27 protein-coding genes and 1 pseudogene are annotated in these 25,663 nt (G+C 65.7%); 18 read left to right on the top strand and 10 right to left on the bottom strand.

Annotated elements, in window-relative coordinates; all coding sequences use genetic code 11:
- Window positions 1-13 precede the first annotated feature (13 nt).
- The 5 genes from rpmI to aceA all read right to left on the bottom strand — a co-directional run bounded on the left by rpmI (window position 14) and on the right by aceA (window position 4,814).
- Window positions 14-217 carry a 50S ribosomal protein L35 gene (gene rpmI / locus ACFPOE_RS19060; protein ID WP_376851865.1) on the bottom strand — a complete coding sequence of 68 codons (204 nt, stop codon included), beginning with the start codon at window positions 215-217 and terminating at the stop codon, window positions 14-16.
- A 167-nt stretch (window positions 218-384) separates the two neighbouring features.
- Complete coding sequence (gene infC / locus ACFPOE_RS19055) at window positions 385-987, bottom strand: translation initiation factor IF-3 (RefSeq protein WP_376851932.1); 603 nt, start codon at window positions 985-987, stop codon at window positions 385-387.
- A 78-nt stretch (window positions 988-1,065) separates the two neighbouring features.
- Window positions 1,066-2,973: a threonine--tRNA ligase gene (thrS, locus tag ACFPOE_RS19050; RefSeq protein WP_376851864.1), complete on the bottom strand. Its 1,908-nt coding sequence runs from the start codon at window positions 2,971-2,973 to the stop codon at window positions 1,066-1,068.
- 195 nt (window positions 2,974-3,168) lie between these two features.
- A complete protein-coding gene (locus ACFPOE_RS19045; RefSeq protein ID WP_376851863.1) occupies window positions 3,169-3,363 on the bottom strand; it encodes a hypothetical protein in 195 nt (64 codons plus the stop codon).
- Between the two features lie 143 nt (window positions 3,364-3,506).
- Entirely contained in the window at window positions 3,507-4,814 is a 1,308-nt protein-coding gene (gene aceA, locus ACFPOE_RS19040; RefSeq protein ID WP_376851931.1) for an isocitrate lyase, read from the bottom strand.
- A 397-nt stretch (window positions 4,815-5,211) separates the two neighbouring features.
- Between aceA and ACFPOE_RS19035 the strand changes: the two genes are divergently transcribed.
- The 4 genes from ACFPOE_RS19035 (at window position 5,212) to ACFPOE_RS19020 (ending at window position 9,613) form a co-directional block, all read left to right on the top strand.
- Entirely contained in the window at window positions 5,212-6,096 is an 885-nt protein-coding gene (locus ACFPOE_RS19035; protein ID WP_376851930.1) for a DMT family transporter, read from the top strand.
- 235 nt (window positions 6,097-6,331) lie between these two features.
- Window positions 6,332-6,772: an SWIB/MDM2 domain-containing protein gene (locus ACFPOE_RS19030; RefSeq protein WP_376851862.1), complete on the top strand. Its 441-nt coding sequence runs from the start codon at window positions 6,332-6,334 to the stop codon at window positions 6,770-6,772.
- 70 nt (window positions 6,773-6,842) lie between these two features.
- Complete coding sequence (locus tag ACFPOE_RS19025) at window positions 6,843-8,291, top strand: TldD/PmbA family protein (protein WP_376851861.1); 1,449 nt, start codon at window positions 6,843-6,845, stop codon at window positions 8,289-8,291.
- Entirely contained in the window at window positions 8,291-9,613 is a 1,323-nt protein-coding gene (locus ACFPOE_RS19020; RefSeq protein WP_376851860.1) for a TldD/PmbA family protein, read from the top strand. Before ACFPOE_RS19025 ends, ACFPOE_RS19020 begins: the two co-directional genes overlap by 1 nt.
- Here the strand turns inward: ACFPOE_RS19020 and ACFPOE_RS19015 are convergent.
- Window positions 9,603-11,312, bottom strand: a complete 1,710-nt coding sequence (locus ACFPOE_RS19015; RefSeq protein ID WP_376851859.1) for a thiamine pyrophosphate-binding protein — start codon at window positions 11,310-11,312, stop codon at window positions 9,603-9,605. The two genes, ACFPOE_RS19020 and ACFPOE_RS19015, sit on opposite strands and share 11 nt — an antisense overlap.
- 125 nt (window positions 11,313-11,437) lie before the next feature.
- Here ACFPOE_RS19015 and ACFPOE_RS19010 point away from each other — a divergent pair, with 125 nt between their 5' ends.
- From ACFPOE_RS19010 to ACFPOE_RS18980, 7 genes are all read left to right on the top strand, one after another.
- Complete coding sequence (locus ACFPOE_RS19010) at window positions 11,438-12,088, top strand: TetR/AcrR family transcriptional regulator (protein WP_376851858.1); 651 nt, start codon at window positions 11,438-11,440, stop codon at window positions 12,086-12,088.
- A 118-nt stretch (window positions 12,089-12,206) separates the two neighbouring features.
- Window positions 12,207-13,370: a Gfo/Idh/MocA family protein gene (locus ACFPOE_RS19005; protein WP_376851857.1), complete on the top strand. Its 1,164-nt coding sequence runs from the start codon at window positions 12,207-12,209 to the stop codon at window positions 13,368-13,370.
- A gap of 7 nt (window positions 13,371-13,377) precedes the next feature.
- Window positions 13,378-14,652, top strand: a complete 1,275-nt coding sequence (locus ACFPOE_RS19000) for a dihydrodipicolinate synthase family protein (protein ID WP_376851856.1) — start codon at window positions 13,378-13,380, stop codon at window positions 14,650-14,652.
- On the top strand, window positions 14,649-15,614 hold the full coding sequence (locus ACFPOE_RS18995) for a Bug family tripartite tricarboxylate transporter substrate binding protein (RefSeq protein ID WP_376851855.1): 966 nt from the start codon (window positions 14,649-14,651) through the stop codon (window positions 15,612-15,614). The genes ACFPOE_RS19000 and ACFPOE_RS18995 overlap by 4 nt, the downstream gene beginning before the upstream one ends.
- The gene (locus ACFPOE_RS18990; protein ID WP_376851854.1) at window positions 15,604-16,302 is read left to right on the top strand and encodes an SDR family NAD(P)-dependent oxidoreductase; all 699 of its coding nucleotides are present in this window, start codon (window positions 15,604-15,606) and stop codon (window positions 16,300-16,302) included. The genes ACFPOE_RS18995 and ACFPOE_RS18990 overlap by 11 nt, the downstream gene beginning before the upstream one ends.
- Window positions 16,303-16,306: 4 nt before the next feature.
- Entirely contained in the window at window positions 16,307-17,191 is an 885-nt protein-coding gene (locus ACFPOE_RS18985; protein WP_376851853.1) for an NAD(P)-dependent oxidoreductase, read from the top strand.
- A 3-nt stretch (window positions 17,192-17,194) separates the two neighbouring features.
- Window positions 17,195-18,073, top strand: a complete 879-nt coding sequence (locus ACFPOE_RS18980; RefSeq protein ID WP_376851852.1) for a sugar phosphate isomerase/epimerase family protein — start codon at window positions 17,195-17,197, stop codon at window positions 18,071-18,073.
- 162 nt (window positions 18,074-18,235) lie between these two features.
- Here ACFPOE_RS18980 and ACFPOE_RS18975 read toward each other — a convergent pair whose 3' ends face one another.
- Together ACFPOE_RS18975 and ACFPOE_RS18970 are read right to left on the bottom strand one after the other, a co-directional pair.
- Window positions 18,236-18,799 (bottom strand): bactofilin family protein, encoded by a 564-nt coding sequence (locus ACFPOE_RS18975; protein ID WP_376851851.1) that lies wholly within the window; start codon window positions 18,797-18,799, stop codon window positions 18,236-18,238.
- Between the two features lie 175 nt (window positions 18,800-18,974).
- Entirely contained in the window at window positions 18,975-19,514 is a 540-nt protein-coding gene (locus tag ACFPOE_RS18970; RefSeq protein ID WP_465251313.1) for a hypothetical protein, read from the bottom strand.
- Window positions 19,515-19,664: 150 nt separating this feature from the next.
- On the opposite strand from ACFPOE_RS18970, the gene ACFPOE_RS18965 reads away from it, so the two are divergent.
- From ACFPOE_RS18965 to ACFPOE_RS18940, 6 genes are all read left to right on the top strand, one after another.
- Entirely contained in the window at window positions 19,665-19,790 is a 126-nt protein-coding gene (locus ACFPOE_RS18965; protein WP_376851850.1) for a hypothetical protein, read from the top strand.
- A gap of 23 nt (window positions 19,791-19,813) precedes the next feature.
- Window positions 19,814-20,101 (top strand): ribbon-helix-helix protein, encoded by a 288-nt coding sequence (locus ACFPOE_RS18960; protein ID WP_376851849.1) that lies wholly within the window; start codon window positions 19,814-19,816, stop codon window positions 20,099-20,101.
- Window positions 20,080-20,682, top strand: a complete 603-nt coding sequence (locus tag ACFPOE_RS18955; protein WP_376851848.1) for a hypothetical protein — start codon at window positions 20,080-20,082, stop codon at window positions 20,680-20,682. The genes ACFPOE_RS18960 and ACFPOE_RS18955 overlap by 22 nt, the downstream gene beginning before the upstream one ends.
- Window positions 20,683-20,779: 97 nt before the next feature.
- Window positions 20,780-22,639 (top strand): acyltransferase family protein, encoded by a 1,860-nt coding sequence (locus ACFPOE_RS18950; RefSeq protein ID WP_376851847.1) that lies wholly within the window; start codon window positions 20,780-20,782, stop codon window positions 22,637-22,639.
- Between the two features lie 70 nt (window positions 22,640-22,709).
- Window positions 22,710-22,931, top strand: a complete 222-nt coding sequence (locus ACFPOE_RS18945; protein WP_376851846.1) for a hypothetical protein — start codon at window positions 22,710-22,712, stop codon at window positions 22,929-22,931.
- A 179-nt stretch (window positions 22,932-23,110) separates the two neighbouring features.
- The gene (locus ACFPOE_RS18940) at window positions 23,111-23,377 is read left to right on the top strand and encodes an HNH endonuclease signature motif containing protein (RefSeq protein ID WP_376851845.1); all 267 of its coding nucleotides are present in this window, start codon (window positions 23,111-23,113) and stop codon (window positions 23,375-23,377) included.
- 161 nt (window positions 23,378-23,538) lie between these two features.
- On the opposite strand, the gene ACFPOE_RS18935 is transcribed toward ACFPOE_RS18940, so the two are convergent.
- Complete coding sequence (locus ACFPOE_RS18935; RefSeq protein WP_376851844.1) at window positions 23,539-24,096, bottom strand: hypothetical protein; 558 nt, start codon at window positions 24,094-24,096, stop codon at window positions 23,539-23,541.
- A 118-nt stretch (window positions 24,097-24,214) separates the two neighbouring features.
- Between ACFPOE_RS18935 and ACFPOE_RS18930 the strand changes: the two are divergent.
- Window positions 24,215-24,289 (top strand): annotated as a pseudogene (locus ACFPOE_RS18930) (hypothetical protein); the annotation flags it as partial.
- Window positions 24,290-24,316: 27 nt separating this feature from the next.
- Here the strand turns inward: ACFPOE_RS18930 and ACFPOE_RS18925 are convergent.
- Window positions 24,317-25,627 (bottom strand): ABC transporter transmembrane domain-containing protein, encoded by a 1,311-nt coding sequence (locus tag ACFPOE_RS18925; RefSeq protein ID WP_376851843.1) that lies wholly within the window; start codon window positions 25,625-25,627, stop codon window positions 24,317-24,319.
- Between the last annotated feature and the right edge of the window lie 36 nt (window positions 25,628-25,663).

Genomic DNA, 25,663 nt, shown 5'->3' with positions numbered 1-25,663 from the left:
GTTCGTCAGTTGATCAGATGCCACGGCCGGGCAGCATGGCGGCCATCGAAACCATGTTGGTCTCGTGAACCGAAATGGCCCCGCGCAGGTGACGCTTGTTCTTGGTGGTCTTCTTGGTCAGGATGTGACGCTTGAAGGCCTGACCGCGCTTGACGGTACCACCGGGACGAACGCGGAAACGCTTCTTGGCGCCGCTCTTGGTCTTCATCTTGGGCATGTGAATGCTCCTTTTACGTTGTGCTCGTGAGGCGCCGCGAAAGCTTTCCGCGTCTTGTTGGCCCCGAGCCACTTTTTAGTGGCGAGTTTGAATTCGCCACTTGTTTGGAAAGCCAAAGGCTCTCCGTCATCGCCCCACCGGCGACCGGCCGATGAAGCTTTGATTCCTTATGCCGACGCCGGTTGAGAGGCTTCGGCGGCGGCCTTGACAGCCACCTTCTTCTTGCCCGGCGCGATCATCATGATCATCTGCCGGCCTTCCAGCTTGGGGAACTGCTCCACCAGGATCAGGTCGCCCAGCTCGTCGCGGATGCGGTTCAGCAACGCCATCCCGATTTCCTGGTGCGTGATCTCGCGGCCCCGGAAGCGCAGCGTGATCTTGCACTTGTCGCCTTCGGCCAGGAAGCGCCGGATGTTGCGCATCTTGATGTTGTAGTCACCGTCGTCGGTGCCAGGCCGGAACTTGACTTCCTTGATGTCGATGACCGTCTGCTTGGCCTTCGCTTCCGCCGCCTTCTTCTGCTCCTGGTACTTGAACTTGCCGTAGTCCATCAAGCGGCAAACCGGGGGGTTCGCCGTGGCGGCAATTTCAACCAAGTCGACGTCCGCTTCGCCGGCCAATCGCAGGGCCTCGGCAATGCTGACGATGCCCAAAGGCTCGTTCTCGGGCCCCGAGAGGCGTACTTCCGGGGCCATGATTTCCCGGTTCAGGCGGTGCTTGCGTTCCTCGCGTTGGCGGCGGTCGCGAAATTCAGTAGCGATGGTCCAAATCCTTCAATTCATATGCCACGGCGAAGTGGCTGACACTGCCTCAATGCACGCCGGCAAGAGCTTCATTCAATCGATGAATCAGCTTTTGTTGAGGATGTCCTGGGCGATCCTTTGTGAGAATGCGTCGATGGACATCACACCGAGGTCCTGGTTGCCCCGGGCGCGCACTGCGACAGCTCCTGCCGCCTTCTCCTTGTCACCCACGACCAGGATATAAGGCAGCTTTTGCATCGAGTGCTCCCGTATTTTATACGTAATTTTCTCGTTACGCTGGTCAACCGCCACCCTAAGCCCTTGATTCCTCAGCGTTTTGGCCAGTTCCTGGGCATATTCCGCCTGTCCGTCGGTGATGTTGAGCACTGCCACCTGCACCGGAGCCAGCCAGGCCGGCAGCGCGCCGGCGTAGTGTTCGATCAGCATTCCGATGAACCGCTCCAGGCTGCCCACGATCGCGCGGTGCAGCATCACCGGGTGGGCCCGGCCGCTGGTTTCCGTCACGTAATCGGCGCCCAGGCGCTCCGCCGTGTTGAAGTCCACCTGCATGGTGCCGCATTGCCACTGCCGGCCCAGGGCGTCCTTGAGCGTGTATTCGATCTTGGGGCCGTAGAAGGCGCCGTCGCCCGCGGACACGACGAAGTCGACGCCCGAGCGGCGCAGCGCCTCCATGCACGCATGTTCGGCCTTGTCCCACAGCTCGTCGGACCCGACCCGGTTGTCCGGCCGGGTGGCGACCTTGTAGAGGATGTCGGTGAAGCCGAAATCCCGGTAGACCTGCTGCAGCTTGGCGGTGTACGCCACGCACTCGTCCAGGATCTGGTCCTCGGTGCAGAAGGCGTGGCCGTCGTCCTGCGTGAAGCCGCGCACCCGCATGATGCCGTGCAGCGCGCCCGAGGGCTCGTTGCGGTGGCACTGGCCGAACTCGCCGTAGCGCAGCGGCAGTTCGCGGTAGCTGCGCAGCTGCGACTTGAAGATCAGGACGTGGCCGGGGCAGTTCATCGGCTTGAGGGCGTACTCGCGCTTCTCGCTCTCGGTGGTGAACATGTTCTCGCGGTAGTTCTGCCAGTGCCCGGTCTTCTCCCACAGGCTCTTGTCCAGGATCTGCGGGCCCTTGACCTCCTGGTAGTCCGTTTCGCGGTAGACCTGGCGCATGTACTGCTCCACCGCCTGCCAGACCGCCCAGCCTTTGGGGTGCCAGAACACCACGCCGGGCGCGACGTCGTCGATGTGGAACAGGTCCAGTTCGCGGCCGAGCTTGCGGTGGTCGCGCTTTTCCGCCTCTTCCAGCATCGTCAGGTGCTGCTGCAGCTCCTCCTTGGTGGCCCAGGCCGTGCCGTAGATGCGCTGCAGCATCTCGTTGCGGTGGTCGCCGCGCCAGTAGGCGCCCGCCACCTTCATCAGCTTGAAGAACCTCAGCTTGCCGGTGCTGGGCACGTGGGGGCCGCGGCACAGGTCCTCGAAGGCGCCTTCGGCATACAGCGAAACGTCCTCGCCGGCCGGGATGCTGCCGATGATCTCGGCCTTGTAGTTCTCGCCCAGGCTCTTGAAATGGGCCACGGCCTCGTCGCGCGGCAGCACCCGGCGCGTCACCGGTTCATCCCTGGCAGCGAGCTCGGACATGCGTTTCTCGATCGCGACCAGGTCTTCCGGCGTGAACGGCCGCTTGTACGCGAAGTCGTAGAAGAAGCCGTTCTCGATCACCGGGCCGATGGTGACCTGGGCGTCGGGAAACAGCTCCTTGACCGCATAGGCCAGCAGGTGCGCGGTGGAGTGGCGGATCACGTCCAGCCCCTCCGGGTCCTTGGCCGTGATGATCGACAGCTGGCTGTCCTGGCTGATCGTGTGGCTGGTGTCGACGACCTTGCCGTCGACCTTGCCGGCCAGGGCCGCCTTGGCCAGGCCGGAGCCGATCGACGATGCGACCTCGGCGACCGTGACCGGGCCGGGGTATTCGCGCTTGGAACCGTCGGGGAGCGTGATCTGGATCATGTTGAAACGTGTGGGGCAAATGAAAAAGCGCGGCCGGCAGCCGCGCTTTGTCTGGATTCGTGAAGAACTTCAGTGCACGCGACTACGCGACCTCCTAATGGGTCGCTCCGGATTCCGGCGTAGTTCGCGGTGTCATAACCAGGGTGCCTTTCTCGCTCTTGTCAGGCTGCCCGGGGCGGCAGCGGTTGATGTATTTTAACTGCCCTTGAGAAACCCCGTCCCGTTGCAGCGCGGGCAAGGGGTGATCACCGTCTGCTTTTCGACCTCGAAGTGCTCGTTGATGTTCTCGCTGTCGATGCGCAGCTCGCCGGTTCCGTTGCACTCGGGGCAGCGGCTGTAATTGAGCGCGGTCGCGTCGAAAGCGCCGGTATCCTGGATCGAAGCTCCCATGATGGTCCCCCGGGTGTGATGCGGGCAACTCTACAGCGAATGGCCGGGGTGGCAACACCGCTCCTGCCCCGGCCATGAAAAACAGGCCCTAAGGCCTGTTTTCGCGTCTGGAACGCCACAGCTGTGGCGCGGATGCCGAAATCTCAGGCGGCCTTCTTCTCGTCGAAGAACTGTTCGTCTTCGGTCGAGCCCTTGAGCGCGCCGGTGGAAGCCAGCGCTTCGATCGTCGTCGTCACCGCATCGAAGTAGCCGGTGCCGACCTCGCGCTGGTGCTTGACCGCGGTGAAACCGCGGCTGGCGGCGGCGAACTCGGCCTGCTGCAGCTCCACGAAGGCCGTCATGTTGTTGCGCGCATAGCCGTAGGCCAGGTCGAACATGCCGTAGTTGAGGCTGTGGAAGCCGGCCAGCGTGATGAACTGGAACTTGTAGCCCATCGCGCCGAGCTCCTTCTGGAAACGGGCGATCGTGGCGTCGTCCAGGTTCTTCTTCCAGTTGAAGGACGGCGAGCAGTTGTAGGCCAGCATCTTGCCGGGGAACTTGGCATGGATCGCGTCGGCGAAATCCTTGGCGAACTTCAGGTCCGGCGTGCCGGTTTCGCACCAGATCAGGTCGGCGTACTCGGCATAGGCCAGGCCGCGGCTGACGGCCTGGTCGAAGCCCTTCTTGGTGCGGTAGAAGCCTTCCACGGTCCGTTCACCGGTCAGGAACGGCTTGTCGTTCTCGTCGACGTCGGTGGTCACCAGATCGGCGGCTTCCGCATCGGTGCGGGCCAACAGGATGGTGGAGGTGCCCATCACGTCGGCTGCCAGGCGCGCGGCGACCAGCTTGCCCACCGCCTCGCGGGTCGGCACCAGCACCTTGCCGCCCATGTGGCCGCACTTCTTGACCGAGGCCAGCTGGTCCTCGAAGTGGACGCCGGCGGCGCCCGCTTCGATCATGGCCTTCATCAGCTCGAAGGCGTTGAGCACGCCGCCGAAACCGGCTTCGGCATCAGCCACGATCGGCTGGAAGTAGTCGATGTAGCCCTCGTCGCCCGGGCCCTTGCCTTCGCTCCACTGGATCTGGTCGGCGCGCTGGAAGGTGGCGTTGATCTTCTTGACGCACTTGGGCACCGAATCCACCGAGTACAGCGACTGGTCGGGGTACATCTCGCCGTTGCTGTTGGCGTCGCCCGCCACCTGCCAGCCGGACAGGTAGATGCCCTTCAGGCCGGCCTTGACCTGCTGCATGGCCTGGTTGCCGGTGAGCGCGCCGAGCGTGTTGACGAAGGGTTCGGTGTTGATCGAGTTCCACAGCTTCTCGGCGCCGCGCTGGGCCAGCGTGTGCTCGATGGCCAGCGAACCGCGCAGCTTGACGACGTCGGCGGCGCTGTAGCCGCGCTTGATTCCCTTCCAGCGCGGATTCTCGGCCCAGTCCTTTTCGAGTTGGGCAATCTGCTGTTCGCGGGTCAGGTGGGTCCAGTTGCTCATGAGGTTCACTCCGGTTGATTAAAAACTTGGTCGGCGGCGCTGCGATGCGAGTCCCGGGCCGATGAAGCAACTTTAAGTCTTGTAGAAGACTTTGTGGCATCTTATGTCTTATAGAAGACAAGATTTATTTTCCTTGAATATCAATGAGTTAAGGGGTACGTTTCTCGATACGGAATCCAGTTTCTCGTATCGAGAAATTTTGCCGCAGTGCAGCAACCGACTATTTCGCAATGCGAAACGTGATTTCCGCGTCGGGAGCAGCCGCTGTCCCGAGGTGCTGCATCATCGCGGCTCCCTCCCACTCCGGCCGCACGGCCCTGCACCGCTCGTGAGCTACCACCCCAGCCGGCCCGCCGCCCTGTTCTGCCTGGCCCTGAGCATGTCGCTGGTCGGCAGCTATGTGGCCCTGTCCAAGCCGCTGGTGGCGGCCTTTCCGGTGTTCCTGCTGGCCTGGCTGCGCTTCGGCATCGGCGGTGCGGCCATGCTGCACTGGTTGCGCAGGCCGATGGGGGAACTGCCGATGACCGTGCAGACCCGCTCGCTGCTATTCCTCGAATCGTTCCTCGGCAACTTCCTGTTCTCGATCTGCATGCTGTTCGGCGTCAGCATGACGAGCGCGGTCTCGGCCGGCGTGATCATGGCCTCGATCCCGGCCGTGGTGGCGCTCCTGAGCTGGGCCTTCCTGCGCGAGCGGATCGGGCCGCGGACCTGGGCTGCCGTGGCTTGCGCGGCGGCAGGCATCGCGCTCCTGGCCTTCGCCGAGGCGCCAGCCGCAGAGCCAGCGCTGGCGCATGGCCGGCCCGCCGGCAACTGGCTCGGCAACCTGCTGGTGCTCGCCGCCGTGCTGTGCGAGGCCTCGTATGCCGTCATCGGCAAGAAGCTCACCGGCGCGCTCGCGCCCAAGCGGATCACCGCGATCATCAACCTCTGGGGCTTCGCACTGGTGACACCGTTCGGCCTGTACGCTGCGCGCGGCTTCGACTTCGGCGCCGTCGCTGCCGGCAGCTGGGTGCTGCTGCTGTTCTACTCGCTCGCCGCCAGCATCTGGACGGTGTGGCTCTGGATGACCGGACTCAAGGCGGTGCCCGCTTCTCAGGCCGGCGTCTTCACCGTGATGCTGCCGGTGGCTGCTGCTCTGGTGGGCGTGTTTGCCCTCGGCGAACACCTCGGCGGCGTGCAGCTGCTGGCGTTCGCGATCGCTCTCGCGGGCGTCCTGCTCGCCACGCTGCCGGCGAAAACTCCATTGGCGGCGCCACGTTGGTGACGCTTCCTGCGGCGCTGCGTGAGCAGTGGCAGCGCGCGCAATCGCGACGCAAGCGCGCATCCGGTCCGTCGCCAGAGGGAAAACGGCCCCAAAACGGCGACGAAAAAAACAACACGCCACAGTGAAAAAACTCGTTTTTCGCTTGGAAACGCGTTTTTTCTCCAGTAGCATCCGCAGTGCCAGAGGGAATGCAGGTTCTCGCTGGTGATTAATCAACTTCTAGAAGGAAATAATCATGGCAACTGCGAAAAAAGCCGCGGCAAAAAAACCAGCCGCAAAGAAGGCTCCGGCAAAAAAGGCTGCACCGGCAAAAAAGGTAGCAGCGAAGAAGGCTCCGGCCAAGAAGGCGGCTCCGGCCAAGAAGGCAGCTGCGAAGAAGGCAGCACCGGCGAAGAAGGCAGCTGCGAAGAAGGCTCCGGCCAAGAAGCGCACGCCCAACGCCGCCTTCATGAAGGCGCTGACGCCGAGCCCGCAACTGGCCGCTGTGGTGGGCTCCGCTCCGCTGCCGCGCACCGAAGTCGTGAGCAAGCTGTGGGCCTACATCAAGAAGAACAAGCTGCAGGACTCCGTCAACAAGCGCATGGTCAACGCCGACGCCAAGCTGAAGGAAATCTTCGGCAAGGCCCAGGTCTCCATGTTCGAGATGGCTGGCCTGATCGGCAAGCACGTCAAGTAAGCACCAGCCGCAAGGCTGTGCCAAGGCCGGTGCAAACCGGCCTTTTTTTTAACCTTTTTCCCGGGCCCGCATGGACTTCCTCAACCTCGAACGCAGCGCGAAACAGGCGGCGCCGGCGTCGGACTACTGGTCCGTGCGCGGCGTGCTGGAGCAATCCGAACGGCTCGTGGTGCGCAGCGACGTCGCCGAAGCGCCGTCACGCCAGACCGACGCCGGCGCCATGGTGAGCGTGGTGCGCGACGGCGCGATGGGCTACGCGGCCACCAGCGACCTGAGCCAGGCCGGCCTCAAGCGCGCCTTCGACGAGGCCATCGCCCTGGCCCAGGCGTGCGCCGGGCGCAGCGTGGTCGATTACCGCAAGGTGGTCCTGCCCACCGGCGCCGGAGCCTACCGCTCGCCCAACGAGCGGCCGGTGGCGCAGCTGTCGCTGGGCGACCGCTTCGCCCTGCTGCAGCAGGTCTGCGCCGGCGCCAACCTCGGCGCCGCGATCGTCGACCGCAGCGCGTCGCTGTGGACCACCCATACCGAGCAGCTGCTTGTCACCTCCGGCGGCGGGCGGGTCGAGCAGGACTGGGATTTCCTGGTGCCGACCATCACGGTGGTTGCCAGCGCCAACGGCGACACGCAGACCCGCTCCTCGGCCGGCCAGTACAACGGCTTCTGCCAGCAGGGCGGGCTGGAGGTGCTGGAGCGGGCCGGCTTTGCCGGGGACGGCCCGCGCGTCGCGCGCGAGGCGCTGGAGCTGGTGCATGCGCCCAACTGCCCCACCGGCGAGATGGACGTGCTGCTGATGCCCGACCAGATGATGCTGCAGATCCACGAGAGCATCGGCCATCCGCTGGAGCTCGATCGCATCCTGGGCGACGAGCGCAACTTCGCCGGCACCAGCTTCGTCACGCTCGACATGTTCGGCCACTACCGGTACGGCAGCCCGCTGCTGAACGTCAGCTTCGCGCCCGACCTGCGCGAGCAGTTCGCCAGCTTCGCCTTCGACGACGAGGGCGCGCCCGCCAGCCGCGAGTGGATCATCCGCGAGGGCATCCTGCAGCGTCCGCTGGGCGCCACCGTATCGCAGGCCCGGGCCGGCGCGATGGCCGGCGTGGCCACGGCCCGCGCCTGCAGCTGGAACCGGCCGCCGATCGACCGCATGAGCAACCTCAACATCGAGCCGGGCGATGCCACGCTGGACACCATGATCGCCAGCATCGACTCCGGCATCCTGATGAAGACCAATTCGTCCTGGAGCATCGACGATTCCCGCAACAAGTTCCAGTTCGGCTGCGAGTACGGCCAGTTGATCCGCGGCGGCCGGCTGGCCGGCGTGGTCAAGCGGCCCAACTACCGCGGCATCTCGGCCAGCTTCTGGCGCTCGCTGTCGATGGTGGGCGACGCCAGCACCTTCGAGGTGATGGGCACGCCCTATTGCGGCAAGGGCGAACCCAACCAGGTGATCCGGGTCGGCCATGCCGCGCCGGCCTGCAAGTTCAGCGGCGTGTCGGTGTTCGGGGGAGCGAATTGATGCAGCAGTATTTCGAGCGGCTGGCCGATGCCGTGTGCACCCTGGCCGAAGGCGCCGAGCGCGTGACCCTCTCGTTCAGCGCCGAGGCCACCGACTTCATCCGCTTCAACCGCGCCGCCGTGCGGCAGGCCACCCACGTGGAGCAGCGCTATGGCAGTGTCTCGGTGATCGCCGATGGCCGGCGCGCCACCGGCACCCTGAGCCTGCGCGGCGAGCTGGGGCTGGACATCCAGGCGCTGCTGGCCGAGCGGGCGACGCTGCTGGCGCAGCTGCCTCACATTCCGCAGGACAGGTACCTGCTGCTGCCGTCCGCGATCGCTTCCAGCCAGCGCCGCACCGTCGGCGAACTGCCGGCCGCCGGCCAGTTGATCGATGCGGTGAGCCGGCACGCGGCCGGCACCGACATGGTCGGCTTCTACGCCGGCGGGCCGGTGGTGCGCGCCTATGCCGACAGCCGCGGCCAGCGCAACTGGCACGAGGTGGACAGCTTCCTGTTCGAGTGGAGCCTGTACCGCAGCGGCGACCAGGCGGTCAAGTCCAGCTACGCCGGCAGCCAGTGGAGCGAAGCGCAATTCGCCGCCCGGATGGCCCAGGCCCGCGCCCAGTGCGAGCTGCTGGGCCGGGCGCGCAAGACGCTGGCGCCCGGCGACTACCGGGTGTACCTCAGCCCGGTCGCGGTCGGCGAGCTGCTCGGCACGCTGTCCTGGGGCGGCTTCGGCCTCAAGGCCGTCAACACCGGCGTCTCCACGCTGATCCAGCTGCACCGCGGCGAGGCCGCGCTGCATAAGGGCGTCACGCTGACCGAGGCCACGGCCGGCGGCATCGCGCCGTCGTTCCAGGACGACGGCTTCGTCAAGCCGGATGCCGTGCCGCTGGTGGCCGCCGGCCGCATCGCCGGCACCCTGGCGGCGCCGCGCAGCGCGATGGAATACGGCGTCGCGGCCAACGGCAGCGGGCCCGAGGAATCGCCGGAATCGCTGGCCATGGCGGCGGGCACCTTGCCCCCGGCCGAGGCGCTCAAGGCGCTGGGCACCGGCGTCTACGTCAGCAACCTGCACTACCTGAACTACAGCGACCGCCAGGCCTGCCGGATGACCGGCATGACCCGCTTCGCCTGCTTCTGGGTGGAGAACGGCGAACTGGCAGCGCCGATCGACGTCATGCGCTTCGACGACTCCTTCATCCGCATGTTCGGTTCGGGGCTGGTGGCGCTGACCGACAGCGTGGAGCTGCTGCCGGACAACGCGACCTACGGCGCGCGCCAGCTGCGCAGCATCAGCGCCCCCGGCGCCATCGTCGAGGGCCTGCGCTTCACGCTTTAGCGTTGGCCTTGAGCGCGTGCTGCGTGATCGCGCTCAGGGTGCCGCGGGTGGTGATCACCTCCTGGTCGAGCGCGATCTCGATCAGCGTGCCCTGCTTGCGTTCCAGCGCCGCCACGAATTCGGCCTCGAAGCCCTCGCTGCTGGCCAGCTTCACGCCGGCATAGCCGTAGGCGCGGGCCAGCGCCGCGAAGTCCGGATTGGCGAGGTTCGAGCCGCTGACGTGAGTGGGGAAGTCGCGCTCCTGGTGCATGCGGATGGTGCCGTACATGCCGTTATTGAGCAGCACGATGATCGACTTGCCGCCATGCTGCACCGCGGTGGCCAGCTCCTGCCCGTTCATCAGGAAGTCGCCGTCGCCGGCGATGGTGAAGGCGGTACGGCCGGTTGCGATGCTGGCGGCGATGCCGGCCGGCACGCCGTAGCCCATCGAGCCGTTGGTCGGCGCCAGCTGGGTCTTGAAGCCCTTGGCCAGGCCGTGGAGGCGGAAGAACCGGTGCACCCAGCTGGCGAAGTTGCCGGCGCCGTTGGTCAGCACCGCGTCGGCCGGCAGGTGCTTTTGCAGCACCGCGACGATCGCCGGCATGTCCACCTGGCCCGGCAACTGCTGCGGCACCAGGTTGGCTTCGTAATCGGCATGGGCCGCGGCGGTCCACGCCTCCCAGGGCACGGCCGGCGGCGCCGTCAGCACCTCCAGCGAGCGCGCCGCGGCGTTCATCGTGGCGTTGATCGCCAGGTCCGCCTCGTAGACGCGATTGAGTTCCTCGGCGCTGCCATGGATGTGGACCAGCTTCTGCTGCGAGCGCGGCGCCTGCAGCAGCGTGTAGCCGCCGGTGGTCATCTCGCCCAGCCGCGGGCCGATCGCGATCACCAGGTCGCTCTCCCTGATGCGGGCCGCCAGCCTGGGGTTCAGCCCGATGCCGACGTCGCCGGCGTACAGCGGATGGAAGTTGTCGAAGGTGTCCTGGAACCGGAACGCATTACCGACCGGCAGCTTCCAGTTCTCGGCGAAGCGCTGCAGCGCCTGGGCCGATTGCACCGTCCAGCCGCCGCCGCCGGCGATCACGAAGGGCTTGCTCGATGCCAGCAGCAGCTCGCGCAGCTTGCGCAGCGCGCCCGGGTCGCTCCAGGCCTCCACCGGCTCGACGCGGGCCAGCGGCCGCGCCGACACCAGCCTGGTCAGCATTTCCTCCGGCAGCACCAGCACCACCGGGCCGGGCCGGCCGTTCATCGCGGTGGCGAAGGCCCGCATCACGTATTCGGGAATGCGCTCGGGGTCGTCGATGCGCTCCACCCGCTTGGCCATGCCGCGGGTGCTGGGGCCGAAGAAGCTGCCGTAATCGAGCTCCTGGAAGGCTTCGCGGTCGCGCTGCTCGGCCGCCACGTCGCCGACGAACAGGATCATCGGCGTCGAGTCCTGGAAGGCGGTGTGCACGCCGATCGACGCGTTGGTCGCACCGGGGCCGCGGGTCACGAAGCAGATGCCGGGACGGTTGGTCAGCTTGCCGTGCGCCTCCGCCATGTAGGCCGCGCCGCCCTCCTGCCGGTTGATCACGAAGCGGATCCGGTCGCGGTAGGCATGGAAGCCGTCGAGGGCGGCCAGGTAGCTTTCGCCCGGCACCCCGAAGGCATGGGTGACGCCCTGCTCCACCAGGCACTCGACCAGCAGGTGACCGGCGATCTGGGATTTCGCTTCGCTCATGCGGCCCCCACGCTTGCCGCCAAGGCGGCGGCGCTGCCCCCCGAGGGGGCTCGATCTTGCTTGAAGCGGTTCTGCGCTGCGCTCATGGCCTTGACTTTATTAACTATATGGTGAATTATGAAACCATGACACGAGACACCACGCCCGTCACGGAAGAGCGCCAGCGCGATGCCGACCGCTCGCAGGGCACCATCTTAGCGGCGGCCCGCGACGAATTCGCCGAGTACGGCCTGGGCGGCGCACGGATGGACCGCATCGCCGAGCGCGCCGGCCTGAACAAGCGCCTGATCTACTACTACTTCTCCGACAAGGAGGCGCTGTTCCAGGCGGTGCTGGAGCAGGCCTACCGCGACATCCGCGAGCAGGAGCGGCGGCTGAACCTGCTGGACGTGCCGCCGGCCGAGGCGCTGCGCAAGCTGGTGGAGTTCACCTGGAACTACTACCTGGCGCATCCCGAATTCCTCACCCTGTTGAACAGCGCCAACCTGCACCGCGCGCGCCACCTGCAGCAGTCCGAGCGGGCGCGCCAGATGAACTCGCCGCTGATCGAGATGCTGGCCGAGATCCTGGAGCGGGGCCGCAAGGAAGGCACCTTCCGCGGCGGCGTCGACCCGCTGCAGCTGTACGTCTCGATCGCCGGCCTGTCGTACTTCTACCTGTCGAACAACCACACGCTGGGCGCCATCTTCGGGCGCGACCTGATGACGCCCAAGGCCAAGCACGAGCGCCTCACCCACATGTGCGACGTGATCCTGGGCTACGTGCTGCGGGCCTGAAGGCGGGCGATCTCCCCACGGCCAGCATGGCCCTTGACGCCGGGCCGGGCTCTTTCCTACAATTCACCAAACAGTTAATTAGCCGCACCGAACGACCCCACCCACCCAAGGAAGCGACATGGCCACCCAACGACTCGGAATCATCATGCACGGCGTCACCGGACGCATGGGCATGAACCAGCACCTGATCCGCTCCATCCTGGCGATCCGCGCCCAGGGCGGCGTCACCCTGTCCAACGGCGACAAGGTGATGCCGGACCCGATCCTGATCGGGCGCAACGCCGACAAGATGCAGGCGCTGGCAAAGACGCACGGCATCGAGCGCTGGGGTACCGACCTGGACAAGGCACTGGCCAGCGAGGACGACACCGTCTTCTTCGACGCCGGCACCACGCAGATGCGCCCCACCCTCTTGGCCCGCGCGATCCGCGCCGGCAAGCACGTGTACTGCGAGAAGCCGATCGCCACCAACCTGAACCAGGCGGTGGAGATCGCGCGGCTGGCGGAGAAGTCGGGCCTCAAGCACGGCGCGGTGCAGGACAAGCTGTTCCTGCCCGGCCTGCGCAAGCTGGACATGCTGCGGCGCGCCGGCTTCTTCGGCAAGATGCTGTCGGTGCGGCTGGAGTTCGGCTACTGGGTGTTCGAAGGCGACCTGCAGCCGATCCAGCGGCCGTCGTGGAACTACCGCACCGAGGACGGCGGCGGGATGATCCTGGACATGATGTGCCACTGGCGCTACGTGCTGGACAACCTGTTCGGCGAGGTCAAGTCGATCTCCTGCATCGGCGCGACCCACATTCCCCAGCGCTGGGACGAGGAAGGCAAGCCGTACCAGGCCACCGCCGACGACGCCGCCTATGCGACGGCCGAACTGGTGGGCCACAACGGCGAGCCGGTGATCGCGCAGATGAACATGTCGTGGGCCACCCGGGTGCGGCGCGACGACCTGGTCACCTTCCATGTGGACGGCACCCACGGCTCCGCCGTGGCCGGCCTGCAGGAATGCCGGGCGCAATCGCGCGTGACGACGCCGCGTCCGGTCTGGAACCCGGACGTCAAGCAGACCATGAACTTCTTCGACCAGTGGCAGGAAGTGCCGGACAGCCAGTTCTACGACAACGGCTTCAAGATCCAGTGGGAGCACTTCATCCGCCACGTGGTGGAAAACGAGCCCTACCGCTGGACCCTGCCGGAAGGCGCCAAGGGCGTGCAGCTGGTGGAAGCCGCGCTGCAAAGCTGGAAGGAACGGCGCTGGGTCGACGTGCCGGCGCTGAACGTCTGAGGCGGCCATGGCACTCACGCTGCAACTCCCTGTCCTGAGCCCGTCGAAGGGCCCTACCGACAACCGCCAGCTGGCCGCCTACACGCTGCGCGGCAACGCGCCGGCCCGGCCCGCCAAGGGCGTCAAGTTCAACCGGATCGCCTACTCGGCCGCGCATGTGGTGGCCGACCCGCGCGCCGCCATCGATCCCTGGCTGCAATGCGCGGTGGACTGGGACGCCACCATCGCCTACCGCCAGCACCTGTGGTCGCTGGGCCTGGGCGTGGCCGAGGCGATGGACACGGCGCAGCGCGGCATGGGCCTGGACTGGCCGACCTCGCTGGAGCTGATCCGCCGCTCGCTGGACGCGGCGCGCGACTTTTCCGCAGGCCCTTCGACAAGCTCAGGACAGGCTTTGGTCGCGTCCGGCTGCGGCACCGACCATCTCGAACCGGAGGACGTGACGACGGTCGACCAGGTCATCGCCGGCTACGAGGAGCAGATGGCCGCCATCGAAAAGCTCGGTGGCAAGCTGGTCGTGATGGCCAGCCGGGCGCTGGCCCGCGTGGCGAAGAGCCCGGCCGACTACGAGCGCGTCTACGACCGCATCCTGTCGCAGGCCAGGCAGCCGGTGGTGCTGCACTGGCTGGGCGAGATGTTCGATCCGGCCCTGGCCGGATACTGGAGAGGCTCCGATCAAGTCGGAGCCGGGGGTGCCGCGGATGTCGACGCCGCGATGGACACGGCGCTGGGCATCATCGCCGCCCATCCCGACAAGGTGGACGGCATCAAGATCTCGCTGCTGGACAAGGACAAGGAAATCGCGATGCGCCGCCGGCTGCCGCCGGGCGTGCGGATGTACACCGGCGACGACTTCAACTACGCCGAGCTGATCGCCGGCGACGGCGCCGGCCCGGAGCCCACCCACGGCAAGAGCGATGCGCTGCTGGGGATCTTCGACGCGATCGCCCCGGCCGCCAGCGCGGCGCTGGGCGAACTGGCGCAGGGCAACGTCGAGAAGTTCCACGCCATCCTGGGGCCGACGGTGCCGCTGTCGCGCCACATCTTCGCGGCGCCCACCCGCTTCTACAAGACCGGCGTCGTCTTCATGGCCTGGCTCAATGGCCATCAGAGCCACTTCACCATGGTCGGGGGCCAGCAGAGCACCCGCTCGCTGCCGCACCTGGCGCAACTGTTCCGCCTGGCCGACGAGGCCAACCTGCTGGAGCACCCCGAGCTGGCGGTGCGCCGGATGAAAACACTGCTGGCCCTGCACGGCATCGAATCAGGAGACACGAAATGAACATCAGGCAATTGCTCAAGTCCACGCTGGCCGCCGCCCTGGTGCTGGCCGCCGCCGCGGCGCTGGCCCAGCCCTATCCGAGCCGGCCGGTGCGCGTCATCATCCCGTTCCCGCCCGGCGGCACGCTGGACACGGTGGGCCGGCTGCTGGCGCAGAAGCTCGGCGAGCAGATGGGCCAGACCTTCATCATCGAGAACAAGGCGGGCGGCAACGGCATCATCGGCGCCGACGTGGTGGCCAAGGCCCCGGCCGACGGCTACACGCTGCTGTTCAACGCCTCCACCTTCATCAGCGCGCCGATGACGATGAAGTCCGTGCCCTACGGCGTGCTGAAGGACTTCAGCCCGATCGCGCTGGTGGCCAAGGCGCCGCTGTCGGTGGCGATCAACAAGAAGCTGCCGATCACGGACGTCAAGTCGCTGATGGCCTATGCCAAGGCCAACCCGGGCAAGATGACCTTCGCGGTCGGCTCGATCGGCTCGGCCGGCCACATGTCCACCGAGCTGCTCAAGCGGGCCGGCAACCTGGACTACCTGATCGTGCCGTACAAGGGCACGGCGCCGGCCTTCCAGGACCTGATCGGCGGCCAGATCGACGGCTTCATCGACCCGATCCTGGGTTCGCTGCAGTACCACAAGAGCGGCATGCTGCGGGTGGTGGCCGTCACCTCGGCCCACCGCGTTCCCGCCCTGCCGGACGTGCCGACGGTGGGCGAGACCATCCCCGGCTACGAGTTCTACAGCTGGTACGGCCTGTGGGGACCGGCCAAGCTGCCGGCCGACATCGCGCACCGGCTCAACGCCGAAGTGAACAAGGCGCTGGCCACCGACATGAAGGACAAGCTGACGCAGCAGGGCCTGCTGCTGACGCCGGGCTCGGTCGACGACTTCGTCAAGTTCCAGCGCGAGGACATGGCGCGGGCGCAGAAGATCGTCACCGAAGGCAATATCCGTGTCGAGTGAGGCGCCGCTGGCGCTGGTCACGGGCAGCAGCTCGGGCATCGGCCTGGCCATCGCCCGCCGCCTGCTGGACGACGGCTGGGACGTGATCGGCGTGGACCGGGCACCGCCGGCGCTGGCGCATCCCTGCTTCAGCCCGGTGACGGCGGACCTGACCGACGGCGCCGCCGCCGAAGCCGCCGCCCGCGCGGCCGGACAGGTGGACGCGCTGGTCCATGCGGCGGGCGTGCTGCGAGTGGCGCCGCTGGGCCGGCAGGATCCGCAGGACGCCGAGCGCATGTGGCGGCTGCACGTGGACGCGGTCTCGCGCATCGCCGACGTGGTGTTGCCGGCGATGGCCAGCGCCGGCCACGGACGCGTCGTGCTGATCGGCAGCCGGGTGTCGCGCGGCATCGCCGGCCGCGGCCAGTACGCCGCCACCAAGGCGGCGCTGGCCTCGCTGGCGCGCAGCTGGGCGGCGGAAGTGGTGGCGCAGGGCGTCACCGTCAACGTGGTGTCGCCCGCCGCGACGCAGACCGCGATGCTGGACGACCCGGCCCGCGCGGCCACCAGCCCGAAGCTGCCGCCGATCGGCCGGCTGATCCAGCCGGAGGAAGTGGCCTCGCTGGTGGCCTATCTGCTCTCGCCTGCCGCGGCCGCGATCACCGGCCAGGAGATCCAGGTGTGCGGCGGCTCCTCGCTGTCGGCCTGACGCCATGAGCGCGCCAGCATCCATCGGCATCGTCGGACTCGGGCTGGTCGGCCAGGCGCTGGCCGCGCGCCTGCTGGCGGCCGGCTTTGCCGTCACCGGCTACGACCTGCGGCCCGAAGCGCGGGCGGCGTTCGGCGGCGTGGCGGTGGATTCGGTGCGCGAGGTCGGGGCCCGCGCGGACTGCGTGGTGCTGGCGGTGTTCGACAGCAACGACGTGCTCGCGGTGGTGGAAGGCGCCGACGGCCTGCTGGCGGCCGGCCACCGCGTGCGCAGCGTGATCGACTGCTCCACCGGCGACCCGGCCAGGCTTGCCGCGCTGGCCGGCCGGCTGGCGCAGCGCGGCGTGGCCTTCATCGAAGGGCCGCTCTCCGGCTCCAGCCAGCAGATCGCCGCCGGCGAGGCGACGCAGCTGCTCGGCGGCGATGCGGCGGCCATCGAATCCTGCGAGGCGGTGCTGCGCGCGCTGGCCTCGCAGCGCATCCACGTCGGCGCCGCCGGCATGGCAGCGACCGCCAAGCTGGCCACCAACCTGGTGCTGGGCCTGAACCGGGCGGCGCTGGCCGAAGGCATGGTGTTCGCCGAGTCGCTGGGCATCGCGCCGGACAAGTTCCTGGCGCTGGTGCTGGCCACGCCGGCCCGCTCGGGCGCGGCCGAGGCCAAGGGCGAGATGATGGTGCGCGGCGAGTTCGCGCCGCAGTCCCGCATCCGCCAGCACCTGAAGGACGTGGAGCTGATGCTGGCCAGCGCGGCCCAGTCCGGCCAGCCGCTGCCGCTGTCGGAAACCCATGCGGCGCTGATGCGCGACGCCATCGCCGCCGGCGACGGCGACCTCGACAACGCCGGCCTGATCCGGCAATTCCGGCGCCAGCGCCGGCCACCAGGGACCTGACCCATGCGCGATTTCTCGCAAGACCACCGCTGGCTGTCGATCAACACCGCCACCATCCGCAAGTCGCGCGGCGTGGACCTGCCGCTGCCCGACATCATCGAGGCCTGCGCCCGCCGCGGCATCCGCGCCATCTCGCCCTGGCGCGACCAGGTGGCGGCGGCCGGACTGGCCACCGTCTCCAGGCTGGTGAAGCAGCATGGCCTGGCACTCTCGGGCTATTGCCGCGGCGGCATGTTCCCGGCCGCCGACGAGGCCGGCCGCAAGGCGGCGCGCGACGACAACCGGCGCGCCGTCGACGAGGCGCGCGAGCTCGATGCCGCCTGCCTGGTGCTGGTGGTGGGCGGGCTGCCCGGCGCGCTGGCCGGCAAGGCGGCGCACAAGGACATCGGGCTGGCGCGCAGCCAGGTGACCGACGGCATTGCCGACCTGCTGGAATACGCGCGCTCGGCCGGCATGCCGCTGGCCATCGAGCCGCTGCACCCGATGTACGCGGCCGACCGCGCCTGCATCAACACGATGGAGCAGGCGCTGGACGTGTGCGACCGGCTGGACCCGCAGGCCAGCGGCGCGCTGGGCGTGGCGGTGGACGTCTACCACGTGTGGTGGGACCCGAAGCTGCAAGCCCAGATCGAGCGCGCCGGCAAACAGCGCATCCTGGCCTTCCACGTCTGCGACTGGCTCACGCCGACGGCCGACCTGCTGAACGACCGCGGGATGATGGGCGACGGCGTGATCGAGATCCCGAAGATCCGCGGCTGGGTGGAGGCGCAGGGCTTCGCCGGCTACAGCGAAGTGGAGATCTTCTCCAGCGGCAACTGGTGGCTGCGCGGCCACGACGAGGTGCTGGACACCTGCATTGCCCGCCACCAGACGGTGGTCTGAACGCGGCTGCCGAAGGCGGATAGCCGAAAGCCGAAGACGGACAGCCGGACGCAGAATTCGCAGAAGCAACGCAGAAGACGCAGAAAAGAAAACCGATTGAAGGTTGTCTCTGAACCTTCCGCGCTTTCTGCGTTGCTTCTGCGTCCTTGAACCCGACCCGTCTTAACCGACGTTCGAGTGCACCTGCAGGCCGGGGCGCACCGTGGTCATGGGGATCTTGGCCTGGGCGGTGCCGAACTCGATCTCGCCGGAGAGCTGGCCGCCCTCCTCGATCACCACCTTGCCGTAGCGGATCTTGCCGGTGACCTTGCCGGTGGAATAGATCACCAGCTTCTGGCGCACCGTCAGCGTGCCGTCGAACTCGCCGCGGATCTCGGCGATGTCGATCTCGGCCGACCCCTTGAACGAGCCGCGCTCGGAAATCTGGATGACGCGCGAATCCATGGTGGCCTCCACCGAGCCCTCCACCACCAGCGTGTCGCAGTCGGTGATCTCAACGCCCTTCAACTTGATGTTCGGGCCCACGGTGAGCTTGCTTTCGCCTTCCTTGCCGGAAGCGGATGCAACCGGCTGGCTGCTGGCGGCAGCAGCTGCTGCTGCGGCGGCGGCACTGGCGGCGGCGGCCTGCTGCGCGGCGCCGAGCACGGCGGCATTGGGATTGGGCGTGATCGGGCGCTGCTGGGCGGCGAAAGGGTCTTCCTTCTTGTTGAAGAACGGTGTTGCCATGGCGAGGTCCTCTGGTGGGTTGAAGAGCTGCCGATGCTACGGAGCAGAGCCATTACAAGTTCACGCCGGGTCGCAAGTTAAGTAACCAATGGCGTTGCGGCGTACACACGCGACAGGGCGGTGTGCGCGACTTGCATCGGGCGTTGGCGTAAGAGGATGTTTGCGGCGCCCGCCGTCAACGCTCCCGCCCTGCCTCGGACGTCACCTTCTGCACGGGACTCAAGAGGTATTCGATAACGCTGCGATCGCCCTCGTGGATGTCGGCGACCAGCAACATGCCCGGTGCAAGCGTCAATGCCTCGTCCTTCACCGCCTCAAGGCGCTGGCTTGCAAGCTTGATCAGCGCCCGATAGCTCGGGGCCTGGCCGGCCTGGCCTTGCCGCGCTTCGGAGGCGTCGGCGCCGATGTGCATCACGGTGCCTTCGATCACGCCGTACTTCTGGAACGGGAACGCCGCGATCTTGACCTGCGCCTTCTGGCCGACGGCCACGAAGCCCGCGTCTTCGTTGCCAAGCATCACTTCCGCCAGCAGCGGTTCGCCCCGGGGCACGATGTTCATCAGCAACGCACCCGCCTGGACGACGGCGCCGACGCTGGTGACGGCGAGGTCCTTCACGATCCCGTCCGCCGGCGCCCGGATATCCATCTGGCCCTTGCGTATCGCGGACTTGTCCAGGTCCTGTGCGACACGGCGAACCTGCGCCAGCGTTTCCACCCGCTCATTTTCGAGTTGGGTCCGATAGCTGGAACGGACGGCGTCCAGCTTGCGCTGGCTTTGTGCGATGGCCGCGTTCAGCGCGTCGACAGTGGACAGCTGTCCGAGCAGGCATCCAAGGAACTGGGCCTGCCGATCCTGAGGATTCCAATGGCGCTACGGGTGGCCTACCAGGAGGCGCTGGGCACCGGCCTGACCGCGGCCGAGACGACCGACCAGAACGCCAGGATCGAGATGAGGTTCCTGATGGCTGAGATCAGGAAGATACTTAGGTAAGTACGTACGTATATAATCCGGCCATGAGCACCAAGATCACCAACCTGAAGAAGCCAACGCTGAACGACAGCGCGGTTCTTGCCTTCGCAGAAGGCTCTATGAAGCGCGAAAGCGCGGCTACCAAGGGCAAGGTAGCGGCCAAGAGCGAAAACGCCCCTAAGGGCCAGAAATCCGGCCTGGTGCCAACTGGCGACGTTCGCCTGACCGTGAACATCCGGGATGACTTGCATCAGCGGTTGAAGATCCGGGCCGTCCAGGAGCGCACCACCGTGGGCGAGCTGATCGAGCAATGGATCGAGGGCTGGCACTGATGGCCAGGGTCGCGCCCAAGGCCAAGAAGGCCACGCCCGATGCATCAACGCCGGACAAGAAGGTTTTGGCAGCGCATGAAATCGTCATGTCGCCACTTGTCCAGAACGCGGTCGGTATTCATGCCTGGTCGAAGTTCGCTGGCGATGCGGACCTGAGCGAGTTGGTCAAGGATCTCGATAAGCGGATCGAGAAGGTGCAGGCCGGTGACATGCGGTCTGTCGAGGCCATGCTGTACGGCCAGGCCATGACGCTGCAAACGATCTTCACCAGCCTGGCGCGGAAGGCCACCAGCCAGGAGTACTTGAAGCAGTTTCAGGCGTACCTGGGCATGGCACTGAAGGCGCAGGCGCAATGCCGCGCCACCCTTGAGGCGCTGGCCGAGATCAAGAATCCGCGCCCGGTCGCATTCCTGAAGCAGGCCAACATCAGCGGCGGGCATCAGCAGGTAAACAACGGGCTGCGGCAGCCGGTGCAACAAACCGGCTCGGCGCATGGGGGAGAGGAGATCAAATCTCTACCCGCACCCGGACTGGAAACCAAGCTGGAAACCGCTGACGAAGTGGGAAGCGCAGCAAGGTAGCGTGATAGCGGCGCAGAACGAGCTGTCTGCAAAACTAACTATTGAGGCATCACATGGCATCGAGCTGGGCACACGATCGCAAAAGAAGGGATTGTTGATGAAGTATCGATCGGACGTCGACGGCCTTCGCGCGCTGGCTGTATTGCCCGTCGTGCTTTTCCACGCTCACATACCAGGGCTGTCGGGCGGCTTCATCGGCGTCGACATTTTCTTCGTCATATCGGGCTATCTGATCTGCTCGCTCATTGCCCGTGCGCTCGCACGCAACGAGTTCTCGATCATCCGCTTCTACGAGAATCGTTGCCGCCGGATATTGCCGGCGCTCACTGTGATGTTCCTGGCAACCTCGGCCGTCGCGGCGAAGGTGCTGTTGCCGCCCGACATGGAGAGTTTTTCCCGGAGCCTGATCGCCGCCACCTTCTTCGTCTCGAACATCTTCTTCTGGCGCAGCTCCAGCTATTTCGATGGCGGGTCCGAGTTCAAGCCGCTGCTCCACACTTGGTCGCTCGGCGTCGAAGAGCAGTTCTACATCTTCATGCCGCTGATCCTGTATGTCATCGCCAGGTGGCTCAAGTCCAAGTACATGATCTGGCTGCTGGTGCTGACGTTGCCGTCGTTCGCGCTGAGCGTGTGGGGCCTGACCCATGCGCCGACGTCGACGTTCTATCTCCTGCCGATGAGATTCTGGGAATTGGCGGTCGGCGCCTTGATCGCGCTTCGACCTGAACGAATCAGCCCTTCTCCCCGCGCGATCAGGGAGATCGTTGCCGGCGCCGGGTTGCTTGCGATTCTGTACGGCATCACGATGCTCTCCGAAGAGAGTTCGTTCCCCGGCTGGAATGCCTTGCTTCCCTGCCTTGGTGCTGCGGCCATCATCGACGCGGGCGGCCGCGGCGGTGCCTGGGTTTCGCGGCTGTTGAGCGTGCGGCCGCTGGTGTTCGTCGGGAAAATTTCCTATTCCCTCTACCTGTGGCATTGGCCGCTGCTGGCCTTGGCGAAATACCAGGCAATGCGTCAGTTGACGGTGGTGGAAACGGCCGGCGTCATGACCGCGGCACTAGCGATTTCCATCTTGTCCTGGCGATACGTCGAGATGCCGTTCCGGCAGAACCGGCGGTTCTTCAACTCCCGGATGATTTTCGCCGGCTCGGCTGCTGCGATGACGCTGATGACCGCCGCGGCGTTCGCTGGGATCTACAGCCAGGGCTTGAGCTTCCGCTACCCGAATTTCGAGCAGCAGACCATCTCGGGGAAGGAGCGATACAACGGAGGCACCTGCTTCCTCGATGGCAATCAGACCTTCCGCTCCTGGCGCGGCGACGATTGCTTTCTCTCGCGCGGGCGCGGGAAAACCGTCTTGCTCTGGGGTGATTCCTACGCGGCACATTACGCTCCCGGCCTCGTCGACGAAGCGGCGCATCTCTCCGTCGATTATCTGCAGTACACCGCCTCGGCGTGCCCGCCGGTCTTCGACTACTACACGGCCATTCGTCCTCACTGCCGCGAGTTCAACGACAACCTTCCGCAGATCATCTCCAAATACGGGATCAAGACCGTCGTGATGGTCGGGCGCTGGGAATCCTTGTTCAAACGCGGCGTTTCTCCCAGCCAGGTGGCCGACACCGTGGCGCGCCTTAACCGGATGGGCGTCGCCGTCTACGTGATCGGCCAGTCGACCGTCTTCAACAACGACGTGCAAACGCTCTTCGCGCAGGGCGGCAACTCGGCGACCACTGCCGAGGCTTCCGCGCCGCTGAGCTTCAGCCGAGACATCAACGGCAGGCTCGCGGCGGTGCTCCCAGCGGGCACCTTCATCGATCCGCTGGCGAAGCTGTGCCATGCCCAGGATTGCGATTTCAGGCGCGACGGGCAGTACCTGGTGGCCGACATCGGGCACCTGTCGAGCTTCGGCAGCAAGCTGGCCGTCGCCACGTACTTTCCCTTCGTTTCCAGGTGACGGGTGGCGCGCGCTCGCGCATGCGGGCCAAAACCACGAGCCTGTAAAACGGACTATTTGAAGGCATCGCATGGCATCGAGCTGGACACCCGAGCGCAGAGCACGTCAGGCGGCGCTGATCCGCACCTGGCAACCGTGGCAGCAGGCCACCGGGCCGCGCACCCCCGACGGCAAGGCCAGGGCATCCCTGAACGCCTACAAGGGCGGCCACCGGCAGAAGCTGCGCGAGCTGACCAGCATGGTGAACGCCGAGATTCGCGCCGCCCGCGAGCTGGTGAGCCGGGTTAGCTGAGAACAGGGCGGAAACAGGGGGCGGGTCAAATCTTCCGACCGCGGCGGCAAGGAAACCACCCGGTATTCCACGCGCAGAATTTTTCCTGTGGTGAAAAACAATCAAATCATCAAGTCGCTCTGGCTCCATCCCGCATGACACGAACGACCCTCACCATGTCAAGGTGGTGTTCTAACCTGATGCTGGCGTTGACCTTCACCGGCCTTGGCCTTATGACGCCAGCAGAAGCCAGGACCAAGCGCAGCCAGAGCGGCAAGGTCGAATTCAAGCAGCGGCATCCGTGTCCTGCCACCGGCGCGCACAAAGGGCCGTGCAAGGGCTATGTCATTGACCACATTCGGCCGCTGGCCTGCGGCGGTGCTGATCGACCTGAAAACATGCAGTGGCAGACCGTGGCCGAAGGTAGAGTCAAAGACAAGTGGGAGCGCAAGGCTTGTGGGAGGTAATGGCCCGACGCCTTAGGTTTCATTCCAGAAATTGTGATTTTTGTCGTCTTTGCTGGAGGTTCCGGAGCACCGCTTCAAGACGTCGGTGGACGTGAAGGAGTGCAGGAAGCTGGCCCGCATGGCGATGACGACAGCCCTAGATAGGGGCGACGGTAATTAGCTTACAGCGCTTTGCCGCTCGCTTCAGTCAGTGCCTTTGAAAAGCCTTCTGGCAAAAACGGCACCGGCAGATCGTGCAATTGGACGAACACCATGTCGTTCGCGGCTTCCTTATCAGCGAACTCCTTTTTGATGAAGCTGCTACCTTCTTCAGAGTCGATGGTGAATATGTCCTGCGTTTCCTTGCCTGGTGCGCCCACACATACTGAAGTGGCTTGGATTTTCCGACTGCTAACCATGATGACGTGTTTTTGCGGCGGATTCACACGCGCATCGCTGGGAACGCAGTCGCGAAACACCTTAAAGAAGATCTCGGCTCCATTTTTCTCCCTTGAGACATTAGCAAAAAATACCAACGGGTTTTTGTCCCCCTGGACCTTGTACAAGAAAGTCGTAGCCCACCCCCTCCCCTTCGAGAAGGGGGCGGCCTTCAAGAGTGCAAGCGGATACCCGGCGTCTTCCAAAACCCGAATGTAGTCAGCCGCGGCTCGCGTCTGTGCGCTCGCGCCCGGGCCGAAGGAAACGGCGATACAGACGGCGAGCAGAGAAGCGACTTTCATGGCGGCATAACTTTTTGTTGGCATAGGTCAGTGTAGCTATCGGACCCTAGTCGTGGCATAATACGTACATACGCAGATACTTACCTATGCGGTAGGTGGAACAGCGAAGGAGTGCAAAGTGCAAAAGGTCATCGGCTACATCAGAGTTAGCACCCAAGGCCAGGCAGAGGAAGGCGTAAGCCTTGAAGCGCAGCGGACCAAGATCGAAGCCTGGTGCAACCTAAACGACGGCGAGCTGGTCTATGGTGAACGCCGAATTCGTCATGACCGTGTATCCCCCGATCACCAGGATCAACAAGGTTGTGACCTGGTCCATGCTGTTGGCAAAGGTGTTGTAGGTGTTGCCGATCTGTTTCGTGCGGAAACCGCTCGCCAGATAGGTCGCCAAGTAGCCGCCGTAGCGTTGCCGCAATTGCGGGTCCATCTGCAGCGTCTTCACGGTTTCGAACCCGGCAATGTGTTCCGTGACGAAGGCCTGGTTGCGCGCCCCCAGCAGGAATTGTTCGTTCAGTTGCCTCTGGAAGACGGGCGCCATGACGAGACTGGCTAGCGCAATCACAAGGACCACGCTGACGCACAAACCGCTCAGGACCGCGCTGTATGAAAACATTACCGCCAGGCAGATCACTAGGAAAGGCAAGTCCAGCAGCATGCTGATGGCCGCGCCAGAAACGAACTCCCGGATGTTCTCGACCGCATGCAGGCGCGCTGCAACGACGCCGGTCGGCCGGCGCTCGAAATACGAGGCCGGCAATTTGAGCAAGTGGTCCCAGACTGCCGCGCCCAAGACTGCATCCACGCGATTGCCCGTGTGCAGCACGAGGTACTGTCTCCCCCAACTGAGTACACCGTTGAAGACCAGTAAGATGGCCATCACTGCAGCGATCGCGATCAACGTGCTTTCGGTGCGGTGGACAACGACCTTGTCGACGATCGCCTGGGTGAACAGCGGGGTGGCCAGCGCCACCAGCTGCAACGCCAGGGAGGCGAGCAACACATCGCGCCACACCTTGCGATGGCGCAGCAGTTCGGGACCGAACCAGCCGAATCCGAAATGCCTTGTCACGCCCGCGGCGCCGCCGGATTGAGCGTCCGCGTCGTTCGCGGCCTGGATTTGCGGTGCGAGGATCCAGCCCGTGCCCGCCAACCGCAAGTCGAGATCGGGCAGGTTCAGCGGCCGGGGCGTATTCGTCCCGCCTTCGAAGACGACCGCCGCTTCTTCGTTGGCGGCAGTAACCAGCGCAAGCCGATCCTCGGCAGCTTCGCCCTTCAGCACCACCAGGACCGGCAGCGGCAGGCGGGCCAGCTTGTCCGCCGATACATGGATTGTCTTGATGTGGAAACCGAGCGTCCGTGCCGCCTGGACCAGTTTCGTGACACTTCCTTCTCCAGGGAATTCGCGGGCGACCAGTTCCGCAGAGAACGCCGTGCGGTGCAAGGCCGAAACGCTCCCCAACGCCCAGAGCAGGTCCGCCTGCGGGAACGCATCTAACTTGGGGGCTGATCGCCCCGGCCATGAATGCCAGAACATTCCCCCCCCAGTGCGCCTGCCAGCGCTCCGTTCTAT

It is taken from the genome of Caenimonas terrae (genome assembly GCF_042655405.1).
Classification (GTDB): Bacteria; Pseudomonadota; Gammaproteobacteria; order Burkholderiales; family Burkholderiaceae_C; genus Ramlibacter; species Ramlibacter terrae_A.
Note: the sequence above shows the minus strand (reverse complement) of the source record. Positions and strands in the feature narration are given on the sequence as shown.

What these genes read in the sequence shown, in the direction of transcription:
- ACFPOE_RS18985 (WP_376851853.1), top strand. Translation starts at nt 16,307, where the DNA reads ATGAGCGCGCCAGCATCCATCGGCATCGTCGGACTCGGGCTGGTCGGC.
- ACFPOE_RS19030 (WP_376851862.1), top strand. Translation starts at nt 6,332, where the DNA reads ATGGCAACTGCGAAAAAAGCCGCGGCAAAAAAACCAGCCGCAAAGAAG.
- ACFPOE_RS19000 (WP_376851856.1), top strand. Translation starts at nt 13,378, where the DNA reads ATGGCACTCACGCTGCAACTCCCTGTCCTGAGCCCGTCGAAGGGCCCT.
- ACFPOE_RS18955 (WP_376851848.1), top strand. Translation starts at nt 20,080, where the DNA reads ATGGATCGAGGGCTGGCACTGATGGCCAGGGTCGCGCCCAAGGCCAAG.
- ACFPOE_RS18995 (WP_376851855.1), top strand. Translation starts at nt 14,649, where the DNA reads ATGAACATCAGGCAATTGCTCAAGTCCACGCTGGCCGCCGCCCTGGTG.
- ACFPOE_RS18950 (WP_376851847.1), top strand. Translation starts at nt 20,780, where the DNA reads ATGAAGTATCGATCGGACGTCGACGGCCTTCGCGCGCTGGCTGTATTG.
- ACFPOE_RS19035 (WP_376851930.1), top strand. Translation starts at nt 5,212, where the DNA reads ATGTCGCTGGTCGGCAGCTATGTGGCCCTGTCCAAGCCGCTGGTGGCG.
- ACFPOE_RS18935 (WP_376851844.1), bottom strand. Translation starts at nt 24,096, where the DNA reads ATGAAAGTCGCTTCTCTGCTCGCCGTCTGTATCGCCGTTTCCTTCGGC.
- ACFPOE_RS19020 (WP_376851860.1), top strand. Translation starts at nt 8,291, where the DNA reads ATGCAGCAGTATTTCGAGCGGCTGGCCGATGCCGTGTGCACCCTGGCC.
- ACFPOE_RS19010 (WP_376851858.1), top strand. Translation starts at nt 11,438, where the DNA reads ATGACACGAGACACCACGCCCGTCACGGAAGAGCGCCAGCGCGATGCC.
- ACFPOE_RS18925 (WP_376851843.1), bottom strand. Translation starts at nt 25,627, where the DNA reads ATGTTCTGGCATTCATGGCCGGGGCGATCAGCCCCCAAGTTAGATGCG.
- ACFPOE_RS18945 (WP_376851846.1), top strand. Translation starts at nt 22,710, where the DNA reads ATGGCATCGAGCTGGACACCCGAGCGCAGAGCACGTCAGGCGGCGCTG.
- thrS (WP_376851864.1), bottom strand. Translation starts at nt 2,973, where the DNA reads ATGATCCAGATCACGCTCCCCGACGGTTCCAAGCGCGAATACCCCGGC.
- rpmI (WP_376851865.1), bottom strand. Translation starts at nt 217, where the DNA reads ATGCCCAAGATGAAGACCAAGAGCGGCGCCAAGAAGCGTTTCCGCGTT.
- ACFPOE_RS18965 (WP_376851850.1), top strand. Translation starts at nt 19,665, where the DNA reads ATGGCGCTACGGGTGGCCTACCAGGAGGCGCTGGGCACCGGCCTGACC.
- ACFPOE_RS19045 (WP_376851863.1), bottom strand. Translation starts at nt 3,363, where the DNA reads ATGGGAGCTTCGATCCAGGATACCGGCGCTTTCGACGCGACCGCGCTC.
- ACFPOE_RS18940 (WP_376851845.1), top strand. Translation starts at nt 23,111, where the DNA reads ATGCTGGCGTTGACCTTCACCGGCCTTGGCCTTATGACGCCAGCAGAA.
- ACFPOE_RS19005 (WP_376851857.1), top strand. Translation starts at nt 12,207, where the DNA reads ATGGCCACCCAACGACTCGGAATCATCATGCACGGCGTCACCGGACGC.
- ACFPOE_RS19025 (WP_376851861.1), top strand. Translation starts at nt 6,843, where the DNA reads ATGGACTTCCTCAACCTCGAACGCAGCGCGAAACAGGCGGCGCCGGCG.
- ACFPOE_RS18980 (WP_376851852.1), top strand. Translation starts at nt 17,195, where the DNA reads ATGCGCGATTTCTCGCAAGACCACCGCTGGCTGTCGATCAACACCGCC.
- ACFPOE_RS18975 (WP_376851851.1), bottom strand. Translation starts at nt 18,799, where the DNA reads ATGGCAACACCGTTCTTCAACAAGAAGGAAGACCCTTTCGCCGCCCAG.
- ACFPOE_RS18960 (WP_376851849.1), top strand. Translation starts at nt 19,814, where the DNA reads ATGAGCACCAAGATCACCAACCTGAAGAAGCCAACGCTGAACGACAGC.
- ACFPOE_RS19015 (WP_376851859.1), bottom strand. Translation starts at nt 11,312, where the DNA reads ATGAGCGAAGCGAAATCCCAGATCGCCGGTCACCTGCTGGTCGAGTGC.